Below are 20527 nucleotides of genomic sequence, written 5' to 3' on the forward strand. Positions count from 1 at the left end.
CTTCATGAACCTAACGAAATCATGAAATGGATTCGTATATTAATGAATTCCTTTTTTCTTAAAGCGTCCGCCTTTTACATCATGAATGTTACCAATCGCAAGAAATGCTTGCGGGTCCCAATCTTCCACAATACTCTTCAGTTTGGCTTCTTCTAATCGGGTAATAACTACAAAGATTACTTTCTTCTCTTCTCCGCTAAAACCGCCCTCACCATCGAGGTATGTAACGCCGCGTCCCAATCTGTCGGTAAGTGCTTCACCGATATCTCGGAACTTGTCGCTAATGATCCATACCGATTTGGATTGATCCATACCTTCGATCGTGATGTCGATCATCTTCATCGCAATATAATATGCAATGATGGAATACAGTGCATTCGGCCATCCGAATACAAATCCGGCCATAACGAAGATGAATAAGTTAATGAACAGAACAATCTGTCCAACGGAGAAGGGGGACTTTTCACTAAGGAGAATAGCAACAATCTCGGTACCGTCCAGCGATCCGCCAGAACGTATCACAAGACCTACACCAATTCCCAGGATAACACCGCCAAATACAGCCCCAAGCAGCGGCTCGTTCGGTGTAAGCGCACTGACATGATGCAGCATTTGTGTGCCGATCGACATCACTACGATCCCGAAGAAGGTACAAATCGCAAATGTCTTGCCGATCTGCTTATAGCCGATGAAGAGAAAAGGCAGGTTAAGTACGGTGAGCAGAACACCCAGCGGCATACCGGTTATTTTGGATAACATGATCGATATCCCCGTAATTCCCCCGTCAATAACGCCATTTGGAACAAGAAAAATTTCAAGACCTACTGCCATTAATGTAGCTCCCACAATGATTAGAAGTGCTCGTTGCAGAAGCTTGAGACTAAGCGGAGAACTGCTTGCCTTCGTCTGTTTACTTTGACTTGGCACCATTTCTTTGGTTGTCATCTCTGACATAGAACTCCCCCTTTTCTTTTCACTTTTTCTATGCCATAAGACATACTCGATACCTCTATTATAACATATCAAAGTTACAAAAGTCACAAAAACGAAGCTAAACAGAGATAAACGATTAGAAACTTGTTTTTCTTTTAGAAATCCGGTAAATACCATCAAAGCAGCGGAGATAGTAACCTACATACGACTTCAGCGCACTTGGAGGCCCGAGAACGTTGCTTAAATTCACTCAATTCAATTTGTTTACTATTCTGTAAATCTTGTTCAAAATCAGCTGTCAGCTGGTCTAACGCCCTGCGAGAATACATCACTGCTGTCAGTTCAAAGTTGCTGTAGAAGCTGCGCATATCAAGGTTCGCTGACCCTACCGCTGCGAGTAATTGATCCACAATCACCACTTTGGCATGAACAAACCCTTTCTGATAACGGTAGAACGTAACCCCTGCTTCCATTAACTCTTCTAGATGAGACAAGGAGGCAAGCAGCACAATCTTGTAATCCGCTCTCCCGGGGATTAGGACTCTTACATCAACCCCGCTTCGGGCTGCTGTTTTAATCGCCGTCATCAGCGCTACATCGGGAATAAAATAAGGGGTAGTAATATACACTTTTGAGTGCGCTGTTGCAATGGCGTTAAAACACATCTCCTGAATGGGATGCCTAGTCTCATCAGGTCCGCTCGCGATCACTTGTATTTGCTCCATCCCTTTACAATGATGCTCAGGAAATAAAATGGGAACTAAAGAAGAACTTAAGGTCTGTCCGCTCACGAGTCTCCAATCTTTAATAAAAGCCATCTGCAAATAGTACACAGCATCTCCGTGCATACGCATATGAGTGTCACGCCAGAATCCCATTTTGAGCGATTCGCCTTTGTATTCATCACCGATATTCATCCCGCCTGTATAACCAATCTTGCCATCAATCACTACGATTTTTCGATGATTTCGATAATTTATTTTCCTAAGTTTTAAGGCGTGCAGCGGCGGTAAAAAGAAATGAACTTCTACTCCTGCATCCTTCATTCGCTGGATGAAGGGTTTCGACAGACTTTTGCTTCCGAACCCGTCACATATGATTCTCACCTGGACCCCTTCCAGCGATTTCTTGATCAGCAAATCTTGAAATATCGTGCCCATAATATCATGCCGAATAATATAGAATTCGAGATGAATATGTTCCTTAGCCTCTTTGAGATCTTGATATAAAGCAGTAAACAACGGATCTCCTTCCGCATAATAATCCGTATGATTGCAAATGGTGATTGTACTATTAGGAATTTCTGATAATAGATTGTATAGCCGCAAGTTATGTGCAAACTCTTCGTTCTTCATGCCTTCTATGGAAGTAACTCTGCTTACTTTTCCAGAAATCTGTGAGTGCATCTCATTCCATACCATTCGCTCTTCTCTTGTCATAGACACACTCTTGCCGTAAGGTCTTCCTGCAATCCGATACAACCATATACCAATCAGAGGCAGACAGAACGATATAAAGATCCACACAGCGGCTTTCTCTGGACGCTTATACTCCAGCAATAACAGCAGCATCGTCTGAAACAAGTACAGCAGGATAAGAAAAAGGATAACCGTACCTATCATCGCTAAGCTCCTCCTCTGATCTGATAAAACCGAATGAATACAGTCATCTATACAGTTTGACAATCTTTAGTGTATTTCATGCACCCATCTGTATAGAATTCTCTTTTCGGCCACCTGTGATCGGTTTCGGAACCCAATAAAATGTTTCAATAATATATATACAAGTCTATACATAACGTGTTGGAGCGTTATTTTTTCTTAAGAACACTGATTTGGCTTTATGTCAAGTTGGTCATAAGAGGAAAGATGCGATATAATATTCGTTAAACTTTTATATATTTTAAAATCATGAAGGAGAAGAGATGTGAAATGGACGAAGGTAGTAGGTACGCGTTAAATTTAGTAATGGTGGCAGTGCTCATTGGATTCTCTGCTTTTTTTGTAGCCATTGAGTTCGCCATAGTACGTGTAAGAACAAGTCGGCTCGATCAATTAATTGCGGAGGGCAATAAGAAAGCAGCCGCTGTAAGGCAAGTGGTTGCCAATCTGGATGGTTATCTGTCTGCTTGTCAGCTGGGGATCACCATCACTTCACTGGGACTCGGATGGCTCGGTGAACCAACGATTGAGAAAATTCTGCATCCGTTGCTTGTAGAAAGCTGGGGAATCCCCGAATCCGTAGGATCGGTGATATCTTTCGTACTTGCTTGCATGCTGATTACTTACTTACACGTCGTTGTAGGGGAACTGGCCCCTAAGACCGTCTCGATTCGTAAAGCCGAAACCGTGGCGATGTGGACTGCGGGACCCATTATCTGGTTTAACAAAGTGATGTACCCATTTATTTTCATCTTAAATAGCTCTGCTAACCAGCTAGTTAAATTATTTGGTGTAAAACCGGCTTCGGAACAAGAAGAAGCTCACTCAGAAGAGGAACTGCAGATCATCATTAATGAGAGTTTCGAAAGCGGCATGATCAACCAAAGTGAATTTGGATATGTAAGCCGAATCTTTGCTTTTGATGAGATGTTAGCCAAAGAAATTATGGTTCCACGTACGGATATGGTATGTCTATATGCCAGTAAATCGGTCGAAGAGAACCTCGCTATTATTAAAGAAGAACAGTATACTCGTTTCCCTGTCGTGAATGAGAACAAGGATGATATTATCGGAATTATTCATACCAAACAGTTCTTCTTGGACTACTACGGCAACGATTCAAATACGATTGATGTCCAAAGTTTGATTCACCCGATTCCAGCAGTACATGAGACTACACCGGTCAAAGACCTGCTGAAAAAAATGCAGCAAGAAGGCAATCATATTGTCATCTTGGTCGATGAATACGGCGGTACTTCAGGTATGGTTACCATCGAAGATGTACTGGAACAAATTGTCGGTGAGATAAGAGATGAATTTGACTCCGATGAGGTAGAAGAAATTCAAATCATGGATGAGAACCATATCCTCTTTGACGGAAAAGTCGCTCTCTCAAAAGTAAACGATCTTTTCTCTGCTGCTCTGGATACCGATGAATGGGATACAATCGGTGGATGGCTGTACAGTCATCAGCCGGAAATGGAAGTACAAGAAGAATTTGAATTTGATGGACTTACGTTTACTCTGATTGAAAAAGAGAAGAATCGCTTCCTCAAAGTCGCGATTACAACGAAGGTTCCTATCGCCAGTACACTGAATGAACAAACTGTTATGGCTGAGTAATTCTTTTGTTATATAGAATAAGGCCCGCTTCCTCTGTTGTGAGGATGCGGGCCTTATTTTGCTTTATTTTCAGAATATAATACATGTGGTTAATCTTTCTGGTTCCGCTATACTTTTTCCCAGCGATCTTTAAAGAATACGTTATATACACGCCCAACGATTATCTTTGCCGTCATGTAAACAGGGATCGCAAGAAGCATACCAATAAGACCGCCGATATCTCCGCCCACAAGGACAACGACAATCGTCGTGATTGGATGAATATCCAGCGTCTTGTTCATAATGTACGGTGCCAGCAGGTTATCCTGAATTTGCTGTGCAACCAAGATAATAACCAGCGACCAGATTGCCATCATCGGTTCCTCCGTAAAGGCGATAATCACAATCGGAATGGAAGATACAATCGCTCCAATGAACGGAATGAAATTCATAATTACGGAGACGACGGTAAGAAGTAACGCGTACGGTAAACCAATAATAAGAAAGCCAATGTACATGAGTACACCTAATGCAACGTTCGCAATGACACGGCCTACAATAAATCCACTGAGTGAGTTATCGATATCATTCAGCAAGTCCGTACCTTCATCCCGAAAACGTCTTGGCAGGAAGCTGACAATGTTCTCTCCAAATTTTCCGCCCTCTTTGAGCATGAAGAACAGGATAATGGGTGAAACAAAGAGCACGACTACAAAGGACGAGAAGAAAGAAACGAGACCGGACAAATAGTTGGCGGCCACCGTGAATCCCTGATTTACAAAGTCAGTCACCTTAGATAATATATTCGTACCTTCCGGGAAAAACTGGGCAAGAACGCCGCTCTGCTCTAAATCCTTCAATTGTTTCCCAAGCATCGTAAGCAGATCAGGTGTACTCTCGATGAATGCCAGGAACTGCGCCCGAAGAGACGGCCATACGCCTAGAATGAAACCAACCACAATAAGAGTGATCGCCAGATAAATCAAGAGAACAGCAACCGTACGATTGAGTTTTCGTTTTGCCATAATTTCTACCAAAGGCCGGAGCAGATAATAGAAAAATGCAGCCAGCATCAGCGGAACAAGAATAATACTGACAAACGAGATGATCGGGTCAAAAATAAAATTTACTTTTGAACCCAGGTAAATCACAAGAAAGACCAGAATAATTCCGACCAGAAATCGGAAAAATCGGTTTGTTTGAGTCAATGCCAGACCCTCCATCCACATAAATTTTGTCTACGATGTGCAGGGAAGCTTCTGTATGGATATCTCAAAGCGTAACTACGATCCGGTCATGCTGCTTTACGCAGCCACATCTCTTTTATTAAATACGTACCAGGAGATTCCCATAAAGAGCGCATAATACACGGCGAGAATCAGCATGGAGAAACCAAGGGTCATGCCTCCAAGACCATCCCCATACATATACTGACTAAGATCCATATTCGTAAAAAGTATGTACTTCGCCCATACATAACGTTCAGGATTAAAGATCAATCCGAAGATTCCCTGAGTAAATAGGATAAATAGAGACAAGCCAATCGCAAGCGCACCCGAACGAAATACGGTTGATACCATAAAAGCAATCGCAATCGTAATAAATAGATCTACATATTCAAATACCCAACTAATCACTGCATAACTCGCTGGAGTCATATTTTCAGGTATCATCCCCACATCTGCTGTAGAAGATAGAAGCAGATACGATGTACCAAGAGCCAGCAGAATCATCGTAAGTGTACTGAGTATGCTGAATAACAGAACAGAAAGATACTTGGAGAAAAGAATCTTACTTCTCGTCCAAGGACGGATCAGCAAGAGCTTAATCGTTCCCCAAGAGAACTCCCCTGCTACGGAATCTGCTGCAATTACGACAGCAAAGATCGTATTCAGGAAGCTGACAAACGTAACGGAGAGCATCGCTCCCTCCCAGAAAGAAGTCATCTCTCCTCCCCCGCCTCCGGAAAAGAGATAGGGAATGATGATCGACATAAAGGCCAGAATACCCAGCATGACCCATGTCCGCATACGCCGGTATATCTTCATATTCTCATTATGGACAAGCATCAAAAAATTACTCAATCGATTCACCTCCTGTAAGGGCTAGGAACCGATCTTCTAGAGAATTCCTTCTAGCACGAATTCCATATACCTGTATACCACTTTGCACTAGAAGAGCATTCAGCGCTGCCGCTTCATCTCTCGTTCCAGATAGATATAACATCCCTTGTTCTACTCTTCCTTCACCCTTAAGCAGCTTGTACGCCATATCCACGTCACTTACCTCAAAGACATATTCCGTAGCTGTTACTACTCCCTCTTCTCTTACGCTTCTCACATCGATGAGGTTTCCATTTTGTATAACGGCCACCGTATCACACATCAGCTCCATCTCAGCTAAAAGGTGACTGGATACGAAGACGGTCGTCCCTTCTTCATCACATAGTCTGCGGAGATAATCCCGCAGTTCACGAATTCCCTGAGGATCGAGTCCATTCGTCGGCTCATCTAGAATAAGCAGTTTCGGACGATGGAGTATAGCCTGTGCCACGCCAAGTCGCTGCCGCATACCTAAAGAGTAATTCTTTACCTTATCATGGATGCGCTGCGTAAGTCCGACGAGTTCAATCGCTTCCTGGATTCGTTCTTTGGTTACGCCTGGTGACATTCGAGCAAAATGTAAGAGGTTCTGGTACCCGGTCATAAATTTATACATTTCCGGATTCTCCACGATCGCTCCTACCTCGCGAATCGCCTCTTCAAATTCATGTTTTATACTATGCCCCGCAATATGTATATCGCCTTCACTGATCGAAATCAGCCCTACCATCATACGGATCGTCGTCGTTTTTCCCGCACCATTGGGTCCTAAAAAACCAAAGACCTGGCCTGGATGGATATCCAGAGTCAGGTCTCGTACTAGATAGCGGGAAGAAATGACTTTGCTGACCCCTTGCATTCGAACAACCGGTTCTTGATGCACGGACAAGTTCACTCCTTATTTATCAAATATCATACAGATTCGTACCCAAACTCAAGCTCAGAAGTTAGTGTACCATACAACCTGTACCACATTCGAGAGGTGAAGCACTCTTTTGAGAATATATGGAAGGAAGATGATGACTTTCCTGCTGCGCAGCCTGCTCTTGATCTTGCAGATGATGGTGAATTTCACGGCAGTGACCACAATATCCTAGCGGCATTTCATTTCGATAGAATCCCGTCCGGAAGATAAGATCGGCAGTAATGCGATCTGAGTCAAAAGTACTTACAGACTCATTCTCGACCCACCTAATTTTCTGGCAGGCCACACAATAAAAACGACGAGTACCTATCACTAAAAATCCCCTCCCATTCAAGTAACGTGTAACACATTCTTGAACTACAAAAATCGATCAAATTCGATACTTTTTGTATCTTGAACATAATGGAGTCCTATATCTTTGTCAAGAATAATCACTCCATATTACAAATATAACCTGTATTTTAGGGGTCAAATCGTGTTTTTTCTGAAAGTAAAGGTAAAAACGCATCATAATTACGAAAATAAGTCATTTTTCGCATTCACACACGTAAGGAGGAATGATACAATTTGTATTATTAAATATAGTTATTTTAGGAGGAATGATGATGAGAAGAACAGTGAAAAAATGGAGGAGGAATGCATCGAGGCACATCAGCCTCTTACCTGTACTTGTCATTGTAGGCGCACCCGTCTTGACCTACTTTATTGTACGCTTACTGCTTGTACGTTAGGACAACTTTGTGTAGAAATCTCGAAAAAAAAGCAGGAATAGAGCAAAAAAAGCCCCTCTAATGCACAAAATTTCTTCGTGCACAGAGGGGCTCTACCTATGTATATACATTAGAAGTCTTCCGATTTCTGAAATGACCATAGTACCCGCCAATCGCCTGATTCTTCAGCAGCATATACGGGCTGGACGATCTTAAAATTACCGAAGGATGAATGATAGATTTGGGTTACTGTAATAAGGTAAACTTCCTTCAGTGGTTCTTTTCCTTCGACCAACTGTACATCGAATTTCCGCTCTGGTTCGCTCCGTTCATACTGGAATGTGTTCGTACCGAAATGCTGCATGAACACATGCGCCCGGGTCTGAACATAGTCCGGTTTCTTATATCGTTCCTTCATAAGCGAATGAAACAGTTCCCACGAACTTCCAAAGTCCCCTTCTTGCTCATAATCATAGAATTGTTCAATGATCTTAACCGCTTCTTCTTCATTCGTTGATTTAACCATCCCACGTACACTCCAGAACAAAAGAATAATCAAGCCCACCACCAGGACGGCAGTGAGCAATTTGATAAGTCCATTCCCTCGGCGTCTGCGCAGCATGATGCTCCCTCCCTCTTGTCCTGTATCTTTCTCAGGTTATGAGTGAAGAGGAATCTTTAGACCTTTCGTCTGCGTGAGAACCTTTCAATCAGGATCATGAGAAGTAGAGCGATGCATCCACCGGTAAAGTCTAGGAGAACGTCATAGGGAGATGACGTACGATCCACCGAATATTTCTGCAAGGTCTCATCTGTACTTGCCACGATAACAACAAAAACGAGCGGGAGGATATAGCTGTATAGACTTCTTCCCCATTTTTTTCGAATCAGATAATGAGCTAGTAGTGTGAGTACCGCATACACAAATACATGGGCACTTTTGCGAAAAGTAAACTCAATGAACCCATAGGGATTTGACTGAAGATCGTAATTATTTCCCGCATAATGAACCTTAACATTAGGTAAAGGGATATCTATATTAATCTGATTTGCGATTTTAATAAGAAGAGGGCGAATGGTCTGTTGTTGATAAGATCGAGTCGACATAAACAAGATGAATACTGCCCATACAAGAAGAATGCCAATAAGCAAATAAAACCAGTGCTTCTTTTTTCTATTTGCTCTTTTTCTCTCTAGTCTACTCAAGGAGTATCAGCCCTTCTCAAATGTTCATTCATTAAGTTCTGTGCTCGTTCTCGTTCTTGTTCGTCTACAATATAATAGTAGATTCCGTTAATTCGCTGACCGTGACCTTGTATTTCTATCGTTTCGATATTTTTTAGATCGGAACGGTAGTCCTTAATAAATTGCTTCATTTCATCGAACGTAATATCCGTCTTCACATTATTGCCTACTTCACCTAAGATATTTTGGATCTTGGCTACGCTAGAAACCTGAAGTGCATTATTCATCAGTTCTTGGATAATCTCACGTTGTCTTGCGTTACGTCCGAGATCACCACGAGGATCGTCATATCTCATACGGGAGAATAAAAGTGCCTCTTCTCCAGTTAATTGGATCGGACCTTTAGCGAATAACTCACCATCAATAGTAAATTCAAATGGGTTATCTACCTCAACACCACCCAATAGGTCTATGATTGACGTGAATCCTTCCATATTAACCTTTACATAGTAATCAATTGGAGAGCCTAAGAACTTTTCGACTGTTTGTACAGACATGTTTACACCACCAAAAGCATAGGCATGATTAATTTTATCTTCTGTTCCTCTTCCTACAATTTCTGTACGAGTATCTCTAGGAATATTAAACATGAGAATAGAATGTTTAGCAGGGTTCACGGTAAGAACAACCATCGTATCCGAGCGTCCCACATCGTTCGCTCTCTCATCGACTCCTAATAGTAATACGGAAAATGCCTCTTGATCTGCTATTTTCTCAGATATGGCAGCTGTATCTGTTTGTTGTCCACCATCTATATTAGTGACTGCAGGAATGGGGTTACGAGGTTCATAGATGCTATTCGCAGTTGATTCAACTGACTTATATAAATAAACACCGTATCCAACACCAAGAATTATAAATAACGAAGCTATGCTTAGTGTGACCTTCGCCCATTTTTTCATCTATTATATTCCCTTCGTTTTTAAATTAGGGTTAATTTTCAAACCTAAAAAAAGAAGCTATGTCCATTAGGACATAGCTTCTGTATAAGAATTAGCCGTATGAGGGCGACCCACAGAAAAATAAGTGAACGATGCATCCTTTACTTTCTCTGGATCATAAACGTTTCTTCCATCAATTAATACTGGATGAGCCATGGTCGTTGCTAAATTAACTAAATCAATTTCAGCAAATTCAGACCATTCAGTCAAGAGACATAGAGCATCACTATCTTTGGCTGCCTCAAGTGCAGTTTCGCACCAAGAAATAGATTCATGATTAAGTTCTTTTTGAAAGTTAGCAGTAGCAATTGGATCGTATGCTTTCACATTAGCTCCCAATTTAATTAACTCCTGAATAATACTAAGAGCAGGAGCATCTCGAATATCGTCTGTATTTGGTTTAAAAGCCAGCCCCCAAATTGCAATGTTCTTATTCTTAAGAGATCCTAGTGCCATTTCAAGTTTTCTAATAATATTAAAGCGCTGATCCTTATTAACTTCAACGACTGATTTTAACAATCTAAATTCATAATCCACATTCTCCGCGATTTGAATTAATGCTTCTGTATCTTTAGGGAAGCAGGAACCACCATAACCGATACCAGCTTGAAGAAACGAGCTTCCTATCCGTTGGTCATATCCCATTCCTTCTGCTACTCTAGTTACATCAGCGCCTACTTTCTCGCAAATATTAGCAATTTCGTTTATAAATGAGATTTTTGTTGCCAAAAATGCATTAGATGCGTATTTAATCATTTCTGCTGATCGAAGATCCGTTGTAATGATATTAGTAGTTAACGGCAAGTGTAGTTCTACAAGAGTTCGTTGTGTTTCATAATCATTAGAGCCGATTACAATGCGGTTTGGATTGAGGGTATCGTGAATTGCTGAACCTTCTCTAAGAAATTCAGGTAATGAAGCAACCGAGAATGGATAATGACTGTTTGACTTAATAATACTAGCTACATATTCATTTGTACCCACAGGAACAGTGCTCTTTGTCGCTATAATTTTGTACCCATCCATTGCTTTCGATACATCTATTGCTGCTTGTTTTATATAGCTTAGATCAGCTTCTCCACTGGGCAGAGGCGGTGTCCCTACAGCTAATATAACTAGATCAGAATTCTGGACTGCACTAGTTACATCAAAAGTAAAAGACAGCCTTCCGGCTGCCTTGTTTTTTATGATTAACTCATCAAGTCCAGGTTCGTAGATTGGAACTTGACCCCTTTCCAACATTTCTACTTTTAATGGATTATTATCTACACAAATAACTTCGTTACCTATCTCAGAAAAACATACACCTGAAACCAATCCAACATAACCTGTACCTATGACTGCGATTTTCATTATAAATTTCCTCCTTATTTTATACAGAACTTAATGATTTCGGACCAATCAGTACTAAGCCTAATAATGTCTTCTTCTATCAGATTAGAACCCATTTGTACTTCAATGATTTCAAGATCTGAAATTGCCTTTACACTATGCATTGTTTTAGGAGGAATTCTTATCAAATCACCTTTTTTCAAGGTTTGGATTGAATTATTTAACACTAACTCTCCCTCTCCAGATACAATAGTCCATAGTTCCTCACGGAATATATGATACTGATAGCTAAGGTTATTTCCGGCTGTTATACATATTTTCTTAGTTAGAATTTGATCTTTCTCTTTATTTTGAGAATAATCAACAACCTGATAATATCCCCATCTTCTTTCTTCAAACATTGGTCTGGATGTATCCGACTTTAAAATCTCTTTGATCCGTGGACTTTCATCCTTATCACTCACCAATATTCCGTCAGGACTTACGGCTACTACTATGTTAGAAAGACCTAACACTGTTACAGGAAGATTCAGTTCGTTAATAAGATGAGAATTGATAGAATCTTCAGAAATGTAGCCTTTACCAACAATAGGGTTAGTCATTTCATCTGTTAACGTATTCCAAGTCCCTAGGTCTTTCCAGTAACCATGATATGGACTAACTACAATATTCTTAGCATTCTCGACTACTTTATAATCAAAGCTAGTGGAAGGCATTTGTCCATATTGACTCAACATAGTTTCATACTGGATAGGTAATCCCATTTCAATAAGTAAATCAATTAAATAGTTCAGTTTAAATGCAAAAACCCCACAATTCCAAAGAGCGCCTTGAGAAATCATTGACACTGCTTCAGAACGATGAGGTTTTTCAACGAATGTATTAACATTTGTATAGAATTGATTGTTATTATTTGGTTCTGGAATAATATACCCGTACTTTTCAGAAGGATAAGTTGGCTTAACACCAATAAGCGCGATATCTGCTCCTGAATCATTTAATACTTGATCAAGATTTTTGACATTTTCAAAAAATTGGTCTTCTACATATGGATCTACCGGTAAAATTACAATTGTTTCATCTAGACTCACACTTGACATACTATATAAGTAAGATGCTGCTAAAGATATAGCAGGGAATGTATCCCTTCTCTCAGGCTCAACTACTAATCTTATTTCATTTTCCAATTGATTATTTAGAATCTCAACCTGACTCTGACTTGTCGAAATGTAAGAATCATCTGACAAACCATTTTTTTTCAGCTGTTCCCATACTCTCTGTACCATAGATACTTTTTCATCTTTACCATCCATATCTAGTATTCTAAGAAACTGTTTAGATCTTGCGTCATTAGATAGTGGCCAAAGTCTTTTCCCCGATCCACCAGATAGCAATATTAATTTCATATTACACCTCTTTTCTCAGGACGCCCAACCATCAATTCTTCTCTAAATTCAGTTTGTATTTCATTTAAATTTGAATCAGTACTTTTGTTAAACAGATAGCTTTGTACTAATTGGTTAAATTCCTCACGAAAACGTTCATTAGAAAATTTCAATGCGTGTTCTCTGCAGTTCTGAGGGAGAATTCCATTAATGATACTTTCAAATCTTTCAACCGCATCTATTAAGGATTCTGTAGTCTGTTCATAAAAAAACAACCCAGTAAGTTCCTTTTCTGTCTCTATATTTCCTATAACCGTCTCAAGAGCTCCACCTTTACCAAAAGCAATAACTGGTGTACCGCATGCCTGAGCCTCTACTGGAGTAATTCCAAAGTCTTCTTCCGCTGCAAATACAAATGCCTTGGCATTCTGCATGTATTTTCTTAAATCTTCAGTAGTTTGATAACCTAATAATTTAACATTGCTTGTTTGAAAAGATTTAACTTTTTCCATATCAGGTCCATCACCAATTACATAAAGCGTTTTATCTGGCATTTTTGAGAATGCTTCAACTATGAGGTCAACTTTTTTATATGGTACTAATCGAGAAGCGGTAAGATAATAATCTTGTTTAATCTCTTGATATTGAAACATAGAAACGTCTACTGGAGGATATATCGTTATTGCATTTTTGTTATAGACTTTTTGAATTCTTTTTCTAATAAAGTTGGAGTTGGACACCATGAGATCTACTCCTGCTGAGGTCCTATAATCCCATAACCGAATGTAATGAAGTATGGCCCTTGTTATATGAGATTTGAACCCTCTATTCAATCCAGATTCTCTTAAATATTGATGTTGCAAATCCCATGCATACCTTATCGGAGTATGAATATAAGATATATGAACCTGATCAGGTCCTGTTATAACTCCTTTGGCAACTGCATGTGAAGATGAAATAATTAAATCATAAGAAGAAAGATCAAATTGTTCTATCGCAATCGGCATTAACGGAAGATAGTTTCTATATTTCTTTTTGGCAAAAGGCATTTTTTGAATAAAAGAGGTAGTAACTTTAACCCCATTCAGAAAAGTTCGATCATTTTCTTTTAAAAAATCAACTAAAGTAAATAAATCGGCATCAGGATAAATTTCAAGAATTTGTTCTACAACTTTCTCAGCCCCGGTATACGTTGTCAGCCAATCATGCACTATGGCAACTTTCAACTCTTCTCACTCTCCAATTGACGTGACTTTTTTTGTTTTTAATCTGTTCAATAAGACGGGCATAACTGCATTTCTTAAACTTTTAATAGATAGAAGGTATAGCAACCAATAAATAAAAAACACCAATGCAGAAATGATTAAATTAAAAATCGAGTTCCCAGTTATTATTGTAGCAATAGGGACGTAGACAATAGAACCTGCGCCCACTAAAAATATGTTTTTTAGCACAAACTTCAAAATCCCTAATTTATATGAAGCTAGAATAAGATAGATTATTCCATACAAAGATGCCCCCACACCAAGTGTTAAGGGACCAAGAATCTTATATAAAAATATATTGGTTACAATATTAGCAACTACCGAAACAGCCATGATTTTCACGACTACCTTATTTTTCATTTGTGCATTTAAAACTTTTTGCAAAATATACGCTGTAATTGTTGCCCATAATCCGATTGAAATACCAATAAATATATTTTGAGTTAATCGTACTGATTCACTGTCGAATGCTCCTCTAGCATAAAACAATGATATTATTCCTTCACTATTGCAAATAAAAAAAAGAGATAACGGAATAGTTATCATCATAAGTACTGGTATGATTTTATGTAGCAAATTCTCCACATGTTCTTGAGTAGCATTACTTAATTCAGAAAGAAATATGGTTCCTATTGGTACTGCAATAAGCAGCAAACCAGTTTCAGAAATAAATCTAGCATAATCTAAAGAGGCGACTACTCCAACCCCTAATAATGAAGCAACTACTTTCTCAGTGAAAATATTTCCTTGCAGTATAAATGGAATTAATAATAATGGTTTTAATAACTTCCAAAAATCACGAGAAATAATTTTGATTTCAGGTAGATTGAAGGAAGGCAATATGATCAAACCTTTTCTATATAGATTAAACAACCCATGAAATAACAAATAAATATAAGCTCCTGAAAAACCCCAAGCAAGATAACTTAAACTATCAAAATAAAAAGACGCAACAGCACCAACAATTAGTCCTACACTTTGTACTGATGCTCTGATAGAACTCATTATATAAATTTTATTACTTATCTCATAGTACGAAATCACAGATGTCATTAAATAAAATGGTATTCCAATACTCATTATTTCAACAAATTCCACTGTCAGAGTTACTACATCTTCAGTGAATCCTGGCGCAAGCAATGATACCCACACTCTCGCACCTAAATATAAAATGACTGAAAGTACTATAGAAATACTACCAATCAGAATAAACATGCACCAGGCAAAATTATTTGCTCTTTTCTCATCTTCAAGTTTATATTTTGTGAACAAAGGTACAAATACTGCATTTAAACTCTCCGCAGTAAAAAAATTGACCGGAATCAACGTTGCACTTTGGGAGATCCTGAGAGCTGCTGCAGGCGCTGAAGTGCCATAAAATGCAGCAATGATCACTTCTCGAATCGCACCCAATATTTTACCTATGAGATTACCACTGAATAAAATGCTAAATGCCTTTAGCATCGTAAATTCCTATCTTTCCATTGATATCATGTGTATTCATTTGAATCACCTTATCTAACATGTTATCGATTCTAGATTCCCAATCGTGTAATTTGGCCTCTGAAATACGAGAATTGACCAACTCGTTAAGATTCTGCCCGTTTTTTTCATTTAAAGCGTCATTAATACCTTCGGAGAATTCTTTTGGATTCTTTGCAACATAACAAAGATGATAATATTCTTGCAAAGCATGAAGCGGTGTCATTACCACAGGTTTACCGGCAGCTAAATATTCAAAGAATTTCATTGGGAACATATTTTTCGTATACTCGTTAAGATTATTAGGTAATAAGCAAACATCAAACTGACATAAATACCTTGGAAGTTCTTCGTAGGCCTTTGGACCAATTAAATATACATTTTTTAACTGTTGGATTAAACTTACATTTGTTTTAGGATCACCTTCTCCAACTTGACCAATGAACACAAAATTTTTATCAGGGTTAGATTGGGCGATCTCATATATAAGTTGGTAATCTAATTTATATCCACTGATTGCCCCAATAAATCCGATAATTGGTCCCTGTAAGTTTTTAAGTTCCATGGGCATTTCATAATTCTTTGTTCTCGCTTGAGAAAAATGATCAAAATCCGCAACGTTTGCGCTATAATAAGTTGCTGTATTTATGCTTTTCCTCTTCTCATATAAACTTTGTGAAGTTGCAAAAACAATGTCAACATTTTTCACTAACAAAAGCTCTTGTTCTCTTATAACTTCTTCCGGCATACCTGGTTGTACAGACACTTCATCCACACAATGATATACAGAAGTAACCTCTCCTTTGTTTAAGAGAGGCTGACTGATCGGATTATATGTCCATAGGATATAGTTGGAAAAATTTAATTTCTTGGCATAATACTTGATAAAATATTTAGAGATCAGAAAATTCAGTTTCCGAACAAGTGAACTTTTCTGGTAAGGAATAACTATAGGGGACCATACCCAAAGATTATCATGTCTTTGTTGAAGACCCTTAAACATTAACTTAAATCTTCTCAGGATTCTTTTCAAATCTTTGCTATTGCCACTAGGAGCTCTTAACCCCATTGAATTTAAGTACAGAACCTTGTATCCCCGATCGGCTAATCTTTTGGCAATATGTTGTTTATTAGTCCAAAATGGATTATCCCAATCAGCAGTTGAAATAATTATAAATTCATTTTGCATGAACTTTCTCCTTATTAAGAATTGTAAAAGTATCAATATATTTTTTAACCCAAGCTTCTTTTGAATAATTCTCGATAATTACTTTACTACTTTGTTTTTTTAATTCATCAAAAGTCGGTTCTTTAATCACACTCACTATTAACTCTGCAGACACCTGTGGCTCTTTAGGTGAAATAGGAAATATAGGTGCATTTAAACTTAGTTGTAACTTATTTGAAACAAAACAAACCAAAGAAGATGATAATGCCTCTAATAAACTTAATGGAAGTCCTTCTTCACGTAAGGTTGTAAATAATAAGCAATCACTCGCCGAATAATATTGTGCTAATTGATCTCTTTCCACTTTACCAATAAAAAGAACTTTATTATCTAATTTTTTATTCTTCACAAAATTAATTAAATTCTCTTTTTGAGGTCCGTCTCCCAATATCAGAAATTTCACATTGTCATCTCTAACACTAATTGCTTCAAAAATTAATATTGCTTCCAAAATACCTTTTTCAGGATGTAATCTTGAACTAGATATAAACACTGTTGAATCATCTGAGATTTTTAATTTTTTTCTAATCTGTACTCTATCATTGGAATCAAATTTAAATAATTCAGTATCAACTGCATTATCAATATTTATTGTTCTAATATTACTAAATACCTTTTGAGATTTAATATCATTGTAAACTTTATTGCCAATTGTAATAATCATATCAAAGTTTTTAAGAAAATGAATATCTTGAAGCAGTCCATATACATTCTTTAGCGCCTTAATTTTTGTCTTCCAATTGAGACGTACTTTTGTTTTAATTTCTCCTAATGCAGTGCCATGGGCTTGAAATACAATAGAAGGGATATTTTTCAATTTACTAATTGAATAGCCTGCTGCACTTACACTAAATATAACATCGACAGGTAGGCTTTTTTCTAATTCATTGTAAAACTCTTGACTTTTTAACCACCAAGATCGAGTATATTTCATTGGTTCAGTATTTTTCAGACTATATAATGTTATGTTTTTAAATTGTAAAACAACATCAGTCTCTTGTTTTTTTTGTAGGGAAGTAGTTATTATAGTTACTTTTATTCCTTTTTCAGCTAAGGATTTTGCAAGATCGTCTGCAACAATTTCCATCCCGCCATAATGAGTGTGGTGAACAGTAGACCTTGTTAAAATGCACACATGCATTATAAGTACCTCATTTTCTTTTATAATCGTTATATAATTCTTCTAATTTTTGAGTCTGTATTCGTATATTAAAATTTTCCTCGGCAAATCCTCTTGCATTTTCACCGATTTTTTTTCTTAAATTACCGTCAGTAATTAGTAACTCCAATTTATTTTTTAACTGGTCAATATTCCGCTCTTCAACCACATATCCCGTGTAATTATCAATTACTGCATCGCATATCCCACCATTATTTGTCACAACAACTGGTATACCCGTTGCGAATGATTCTAAAATCACTGTCGGTAGACCTTCTTGGTCTCCATCTGCTGCTGTAACACTTGGAAGTGAAAAGATATTAGCCTTATTAAGTTCTTCTAGAACTTTACTATGAGGTAGACTACCTAAGAAATCTATCTTCGTCTTTGCAATACTATTATTAGAAATATTAGACAACTCTTGCTTTAAAGGACCATCTCCAATAATTTTCAAACGTATATTTTTATGATCTTCCATCAACTTTATGAAAGCTCTAATTAAATACTCTGTTCCTTTTTTTTCAGTAAATCTTCCAACTGTGATAATTACAACTTCATTATCTTTAACTTTATCTTCCCTATACTTTATTTTCTCTAAGTTAATACCAATGTGGTGTACAATAATATTATCTTTAGGAAACCCTTTTTCAATCAACTTATTTCTAATGTGAGAAGAAACAGCCAAAAATAGGTCCGCCTTTTCTGATAATTTTTTATAATTGAAATAATACATTAAGTATGAAAAAGGATATATCTTAAACTTCGGAAGACGTGTTATGTCGTAGCCGTGAAATGTAACAAACAATGGTATGTTATGTTTTTCGCATGCTTTTATTGCATAGATTGCATCCACTCCGAAATGAGCATGAATAACATCTATTTCTTTATCAGCAATAATGTTCGATATCTTTGAAGTAGAATTGATCTTCAAGGTAAATAACAATTTTATAAACAATTTATGAAATTTTGAATTTGCATTTTTTTGAATTGAGTTAATATTCCATTTATCTGATTCAAATTGATCCTGATTGATAACTTCTCTTGTAATAACTTCTACCTGCCATCCACTATATTGATTTAGCTGCTCATAAATGAAAGTTTCAGATGAAGGTAGAAATGTATTTCTAAGTAATCCTAGTTTCACTTGTTAAATTCACCTCTGCTTCTTCTTTATATAACAATAATCCCATTATGAAGAAAAATAATGTTGAAATACTATAATTGTGCAGGAAAAAATTATCAAACATTCCTTGGACTATAACAAATATAATACATCCAAGACCACAGAGATAAATAACATCCTTTTTGCTATTAGTATATTTGGTATATAAAGTGATCATCAAATTTATAAAAAACAATACAAATAGTATAAGACAAGGTATACCCGCCCAGCTCCAAATGATAACGAAAATGTTGTGAGGTGGAAATGAAGGGTCCGTTCCTACTCTTAAAGCATAAATAGGAAATTCTGATTCCCATCCTCCAAATCCTAATCCTAAAAATGGGTGTTCTTTTATTTTATCAAACGTAAAATCCCAAATTAGCACTCTTGGATCATTTCCAACCACATCAACATTCAATCTTTTTATTAAATTATAGATAATTGATTGCGGAGTAACTGAGAAGACAATTACTACAATTATTATGTTTAGTAAGACAAGTCTCATTAGAGTTCTGAATGAAAACTTAAGAATAAGAAATATCAATAAAACGACTGTTAAAGCGAGTAATCCTGTTCTTGATTGAGTCGCTAGAACAGCACCAATAAATATAATAGTGCTGGAAATATATCTAAACTTCCAAGTATCGATCATTTGTGAGAATGAAATGCAAAATAGAAGTCCAAAATACACCGAGGCTACATTGGCATTAATAAAAAAAGTTCCTGCCTTATATGGGTCTAATATATTATTGAATATTTCTCCATTATTTAACATCCTTAAAGTTGATGGATCTATAAATAACTGTGCTAATCTAGACTTCAGAAACTCTAATTCCAATTCAGGAAATACCAAAAAAAATATATTCGTAATCGCTATGGGCAACCCAATTATCATAATGCTATCTAAAACTTTAATTACCGATAACTCTTTCCGCCTATAATAAAAACCTAAACACAATGAAATCAAACCAACAAAACTAAAAAAAGTTAGCTTTAAACCTAAATATTGATTTGGGGAATACATAATAGCACAACTCATTATAAGAAGCATGAAAAAATATATCTTCATTGAGTTATGTGCCTTAAAATATCTCAATAAATTCTTATTAAGATATTCATTTGCGAACAAAATCAGTGATATCAAAACCATTAAAGTTAAAGAGAGGTTTAAAGGAAGATATAACTGATAGATGATCAAAAACGGTATGCCATAATATAAAATTGATTGCTCTTTTGTCAAGAATAATATAATGACTCCAATAACAGCTATTAAAATTATTGGAATATACAACGGTAGAAAAGATGGTAATAAAGCTATTACCATTGTAATAGCAGTAAGTATAAAAAAACGGAACTTATTGGAATAAAGTGGATACATAATTTTCCTCACATTTT

19 protein-coding genes are annotated in these 20527 nt (G+C 37.2%); 2 read left to right on the forward strand and 17 right to left on the reverse strand.

Annotation, left to right across the window (positions count from 1 at the left end):
* Positions 1-39 precede the first annotated feature (39 nt).
* Both GQY27_RS04500 and cls read right to left on the reverse strand, forming a co-directional pair.
* Positions 40-930, reverse strand: coding sequence for a YitT family protein (locus GQY27_RS04500; RefSeq protein WP_236570493.1), 891 nt, complete (start codon positions 928-930; stop codon positions 40-42).
* A 179-nt stretch (positions 931-1109) separates the two neighbouring features.
* Complete coding sequence (gene cls / locus GQY27_RS04505) at positions 1110-2555, reverse strand: cardiolipin synthase (RefSeq protein ID WP_160032322.1); 1446 nt, start codon at positions 2553-2555, stop codon at positions 1110-1112.
* A 309-nt stretch (positions 2556-2864) separates the two neighbouring features.
* On the opposite strand from cls, the gene GQY27_RS04510 reads away from it, so the two are divergent.
* On the forward strand, positions 2865-4217 hold the full coding sequence (locus GQY27_RS04510) for a hemolysin family protein (RefSeq protein ID WP_160032323.1): 1353 nt from the start codon (positions 2865-2867) through the stop codon (positions 4215-4217).
* Between the two features lie 107 nt (positions 4218-4324).
* Here GQY27_RS04510 and GQY27_RS04515 read toward each other — a convergent pair whose 3' ends face one another.
* From GQY27_RS04515 to GQY27_RS04530, 4 genes are all read right to left on the reverse strand, one after another.
* Complete coding sequence (locus GQY27_RS04515) at positions 4325-5404, reverse strand: AI-2E family transporter (protein ID WP_160032324.1); 1080 nt, start codon at positions 5402-5404, stop codon at positions 4325-4327.
* A 96-nt stretch (positions 5405-5500) separates the two neighbouring features.
* Complete coding sequence (locus GQY27_RS04520) at positions 5501-6280, reverse strand: ABC transporter permease (RefSeq protein WP_160032325.1); 780 nt, start codon at positions 6278-6280, stop codon at positions 5501-5503.
* Entirely contained in the window at positions 6273-7157 is an 885-nt protein-coding gene (locus GQY27_RS04525) for an ABC transporter ATP-binding protein (RefSeq protein WP_160032510.1), read from the reverse strand. Before GQY27_RS04525 ends, GQY27_RS04520 begins: the two co-directional genes overlap by 8 nt.
* An 88-nt stretch (positions 7158-7245) precedes the next feature.
* Positions 7246-7536 (reverse strand): hypothetical protein, encoded by a 291-nt coding sequence (locus GQY27_RS04530; protein ID WP_160032326.1) that lies wholly within the window; start codon positions 7534-7536, stop codon positions 7246-7248.
* A 292-nt stretch (positions 7537-7828) separates the two neighbouring features.
* On the opposite strand from GQY27_RS04530, the gene GQY27_RS21885 reads away from it, so the two are divergent.
* Positions 7829-7954: a hypothetical protein gene (locus GQY27_RS21885; RefSeq protein ID WP_268893012.1), complete on the forward strand. Its 126-nt coding sequence runs from the start codon at positions 7829-7831 to the stop codon at positions 7952-7954.
* 109 nt (positions 7955-8063) lie between these two features.
* On the opposite strand, the gene GQY27_RS04540 is transcribed toward GQY27_RS21885, so the two are convergent.
* The 11 genes from GQY27_RS04540 to GQY27_RS04590 form a co-directional block, all read right to left on the reverse strand.
* Positions 8064-8555, reverse strand: coding sequence for a hypothetical protein (locus GQY27_RS04540; protein ID WP_160032328.1), 492 nt, complete (start codon positions 8553-8555; stop codon positions 8064-8066).
* 56 nt (positions 8556-8611) lie between these two features.
* Positions 8612-9139: a VanZ family protein gene (locus GQY27_RS04545; protein ID WP_160032329.1), complete on the reverse strand. Its 528-nt coding sequence runs from the start codon at positions 9137-9139 to the stop codon at positions 8612-8614.
* The gene (locus GQY27_RS04550; RefSeq protein ID WP_160032330.1) at positions 9136-10080 is read right to left on the reverse strand and encodes an LCP family glycopolymer transferase; all 945 of its coding nucleotides are present in this window, start codon (positions 10078-10080) and stop codon (positions 9136-9138) included. The genes GQY27_RS04545 and GQY27_RS04550 overlap by 4 nt, the downstream gene beginning before the upstream one ends.
* A 66-nt stretch (positions 10081-10146) precedes the next feature.
* Positions 10147-11472 carry a UDP-glucose dehydrogenase family protein gene (locus tag GQY27_RS04555; RefSeq protein ID WP_160032331.1) on the reverse strand — a complete coding sequence of 442 codons (1326 nt, stop codon included), beginning with the start codon at positions 11470-11472 and terminating at the stop codon, positions 10147-10149.
* Between the two features lie 14 nt (positions 11473-11486).
* Positions 11487-12857, reverse strand: a complete 1371-nt coding sequence (locus GQY27_RS04560; protein WP_160032332.1) for a sugar phosphate nucleotidyltransferase — start codon at positions 12855-12857, stop codon at positions 11487-11489.
* Entirely contained in the window at positions 12854-14062 is a 1209-nt protein-coding gene (locus tag GQY27_RS04565; protein ID WP_160032333.1) for a glycosyltransferase family 4 protein, read from the reverse strand. Before GQY27_RS04565 ends, GQY27_RS04560 begins: the two co-directional genes overlap by 4 nt.
* A 6-nt stretch (positions 14063-14068) precedes the next feature.
* On the reverse strand, positions 14069-15565 hold the full coding sequence (gene murJ / locus GQY27_RS04570; RefSeq protein ID WP_160032334.1) for a murein biosynthesis integral membrane protein MurJ: 1497 nt from the start codon (positions 15563-15565) through the stop codon (positions 14069-14071).
* Positions 15549-16772, reverse strand: coding sequence for a glycosyltransferase (locus GQY27_RS04575; RefSeq protein WP_160032335.1), 1224 nt, complete (start codon positions 16770-16772; stop codon positions 15549-15551). The genes murJ and GQY27_RS04575 overlap by 17 nt, the downstream gene beginning before the upstream one ends.
* On the reverse strand, positions 16762-17898 hold the full coding sequence (locus GQY27_RS04580) for a glycosyltransferase family 4 protein (protein ID WP_160032336.1): 1137 nt from the start codon (positions 17896-17898) through the stop codon (positions 16762-16764). Before GQY27_RS04580 ends, GQY27_RS04575 begins: the two co-directional genes overlap by 11 nt.
* A 64-nt stretch (positions 17899-17962) precedes the next feature.
* Positions 17963-19114 (reverse strand): glycosyltransferase, encoded by a 1152-nt coding sequence (locus GQY27_RS04585; RefSeq protein ID WP_160032337.1) that lies wholly within the window; start codon positions 19112-19114, stop codon positions 17963-17965.
* Positions 19095-20510: an O-antigen ligase family protein gene (locus GQY27_RS04590; RefSeq protein WP_160032338.1), complete on the reverse strand. Its 1416-nt coding sequence runs from the start codon at positions 20508-20510 to the stop codon at positions 19095-19097. Before GQY27_RS04590 ends, GQY27_RS04585 begins: the two co-directional genes overlap by 20 nt.
* Between the last annotated feature and the right edge of the window lie 17 nt (positions 20511-20527).

It is taken from the genome of Paenibacillus sp. An7, assembly GCF_009870785.1.
In the GTDB taxonomy this organism is placed as follows: Bacteria; Bacillota; Bacilli; order Paenibacillales; family Paenibacillaceae; genus Paenibacillus.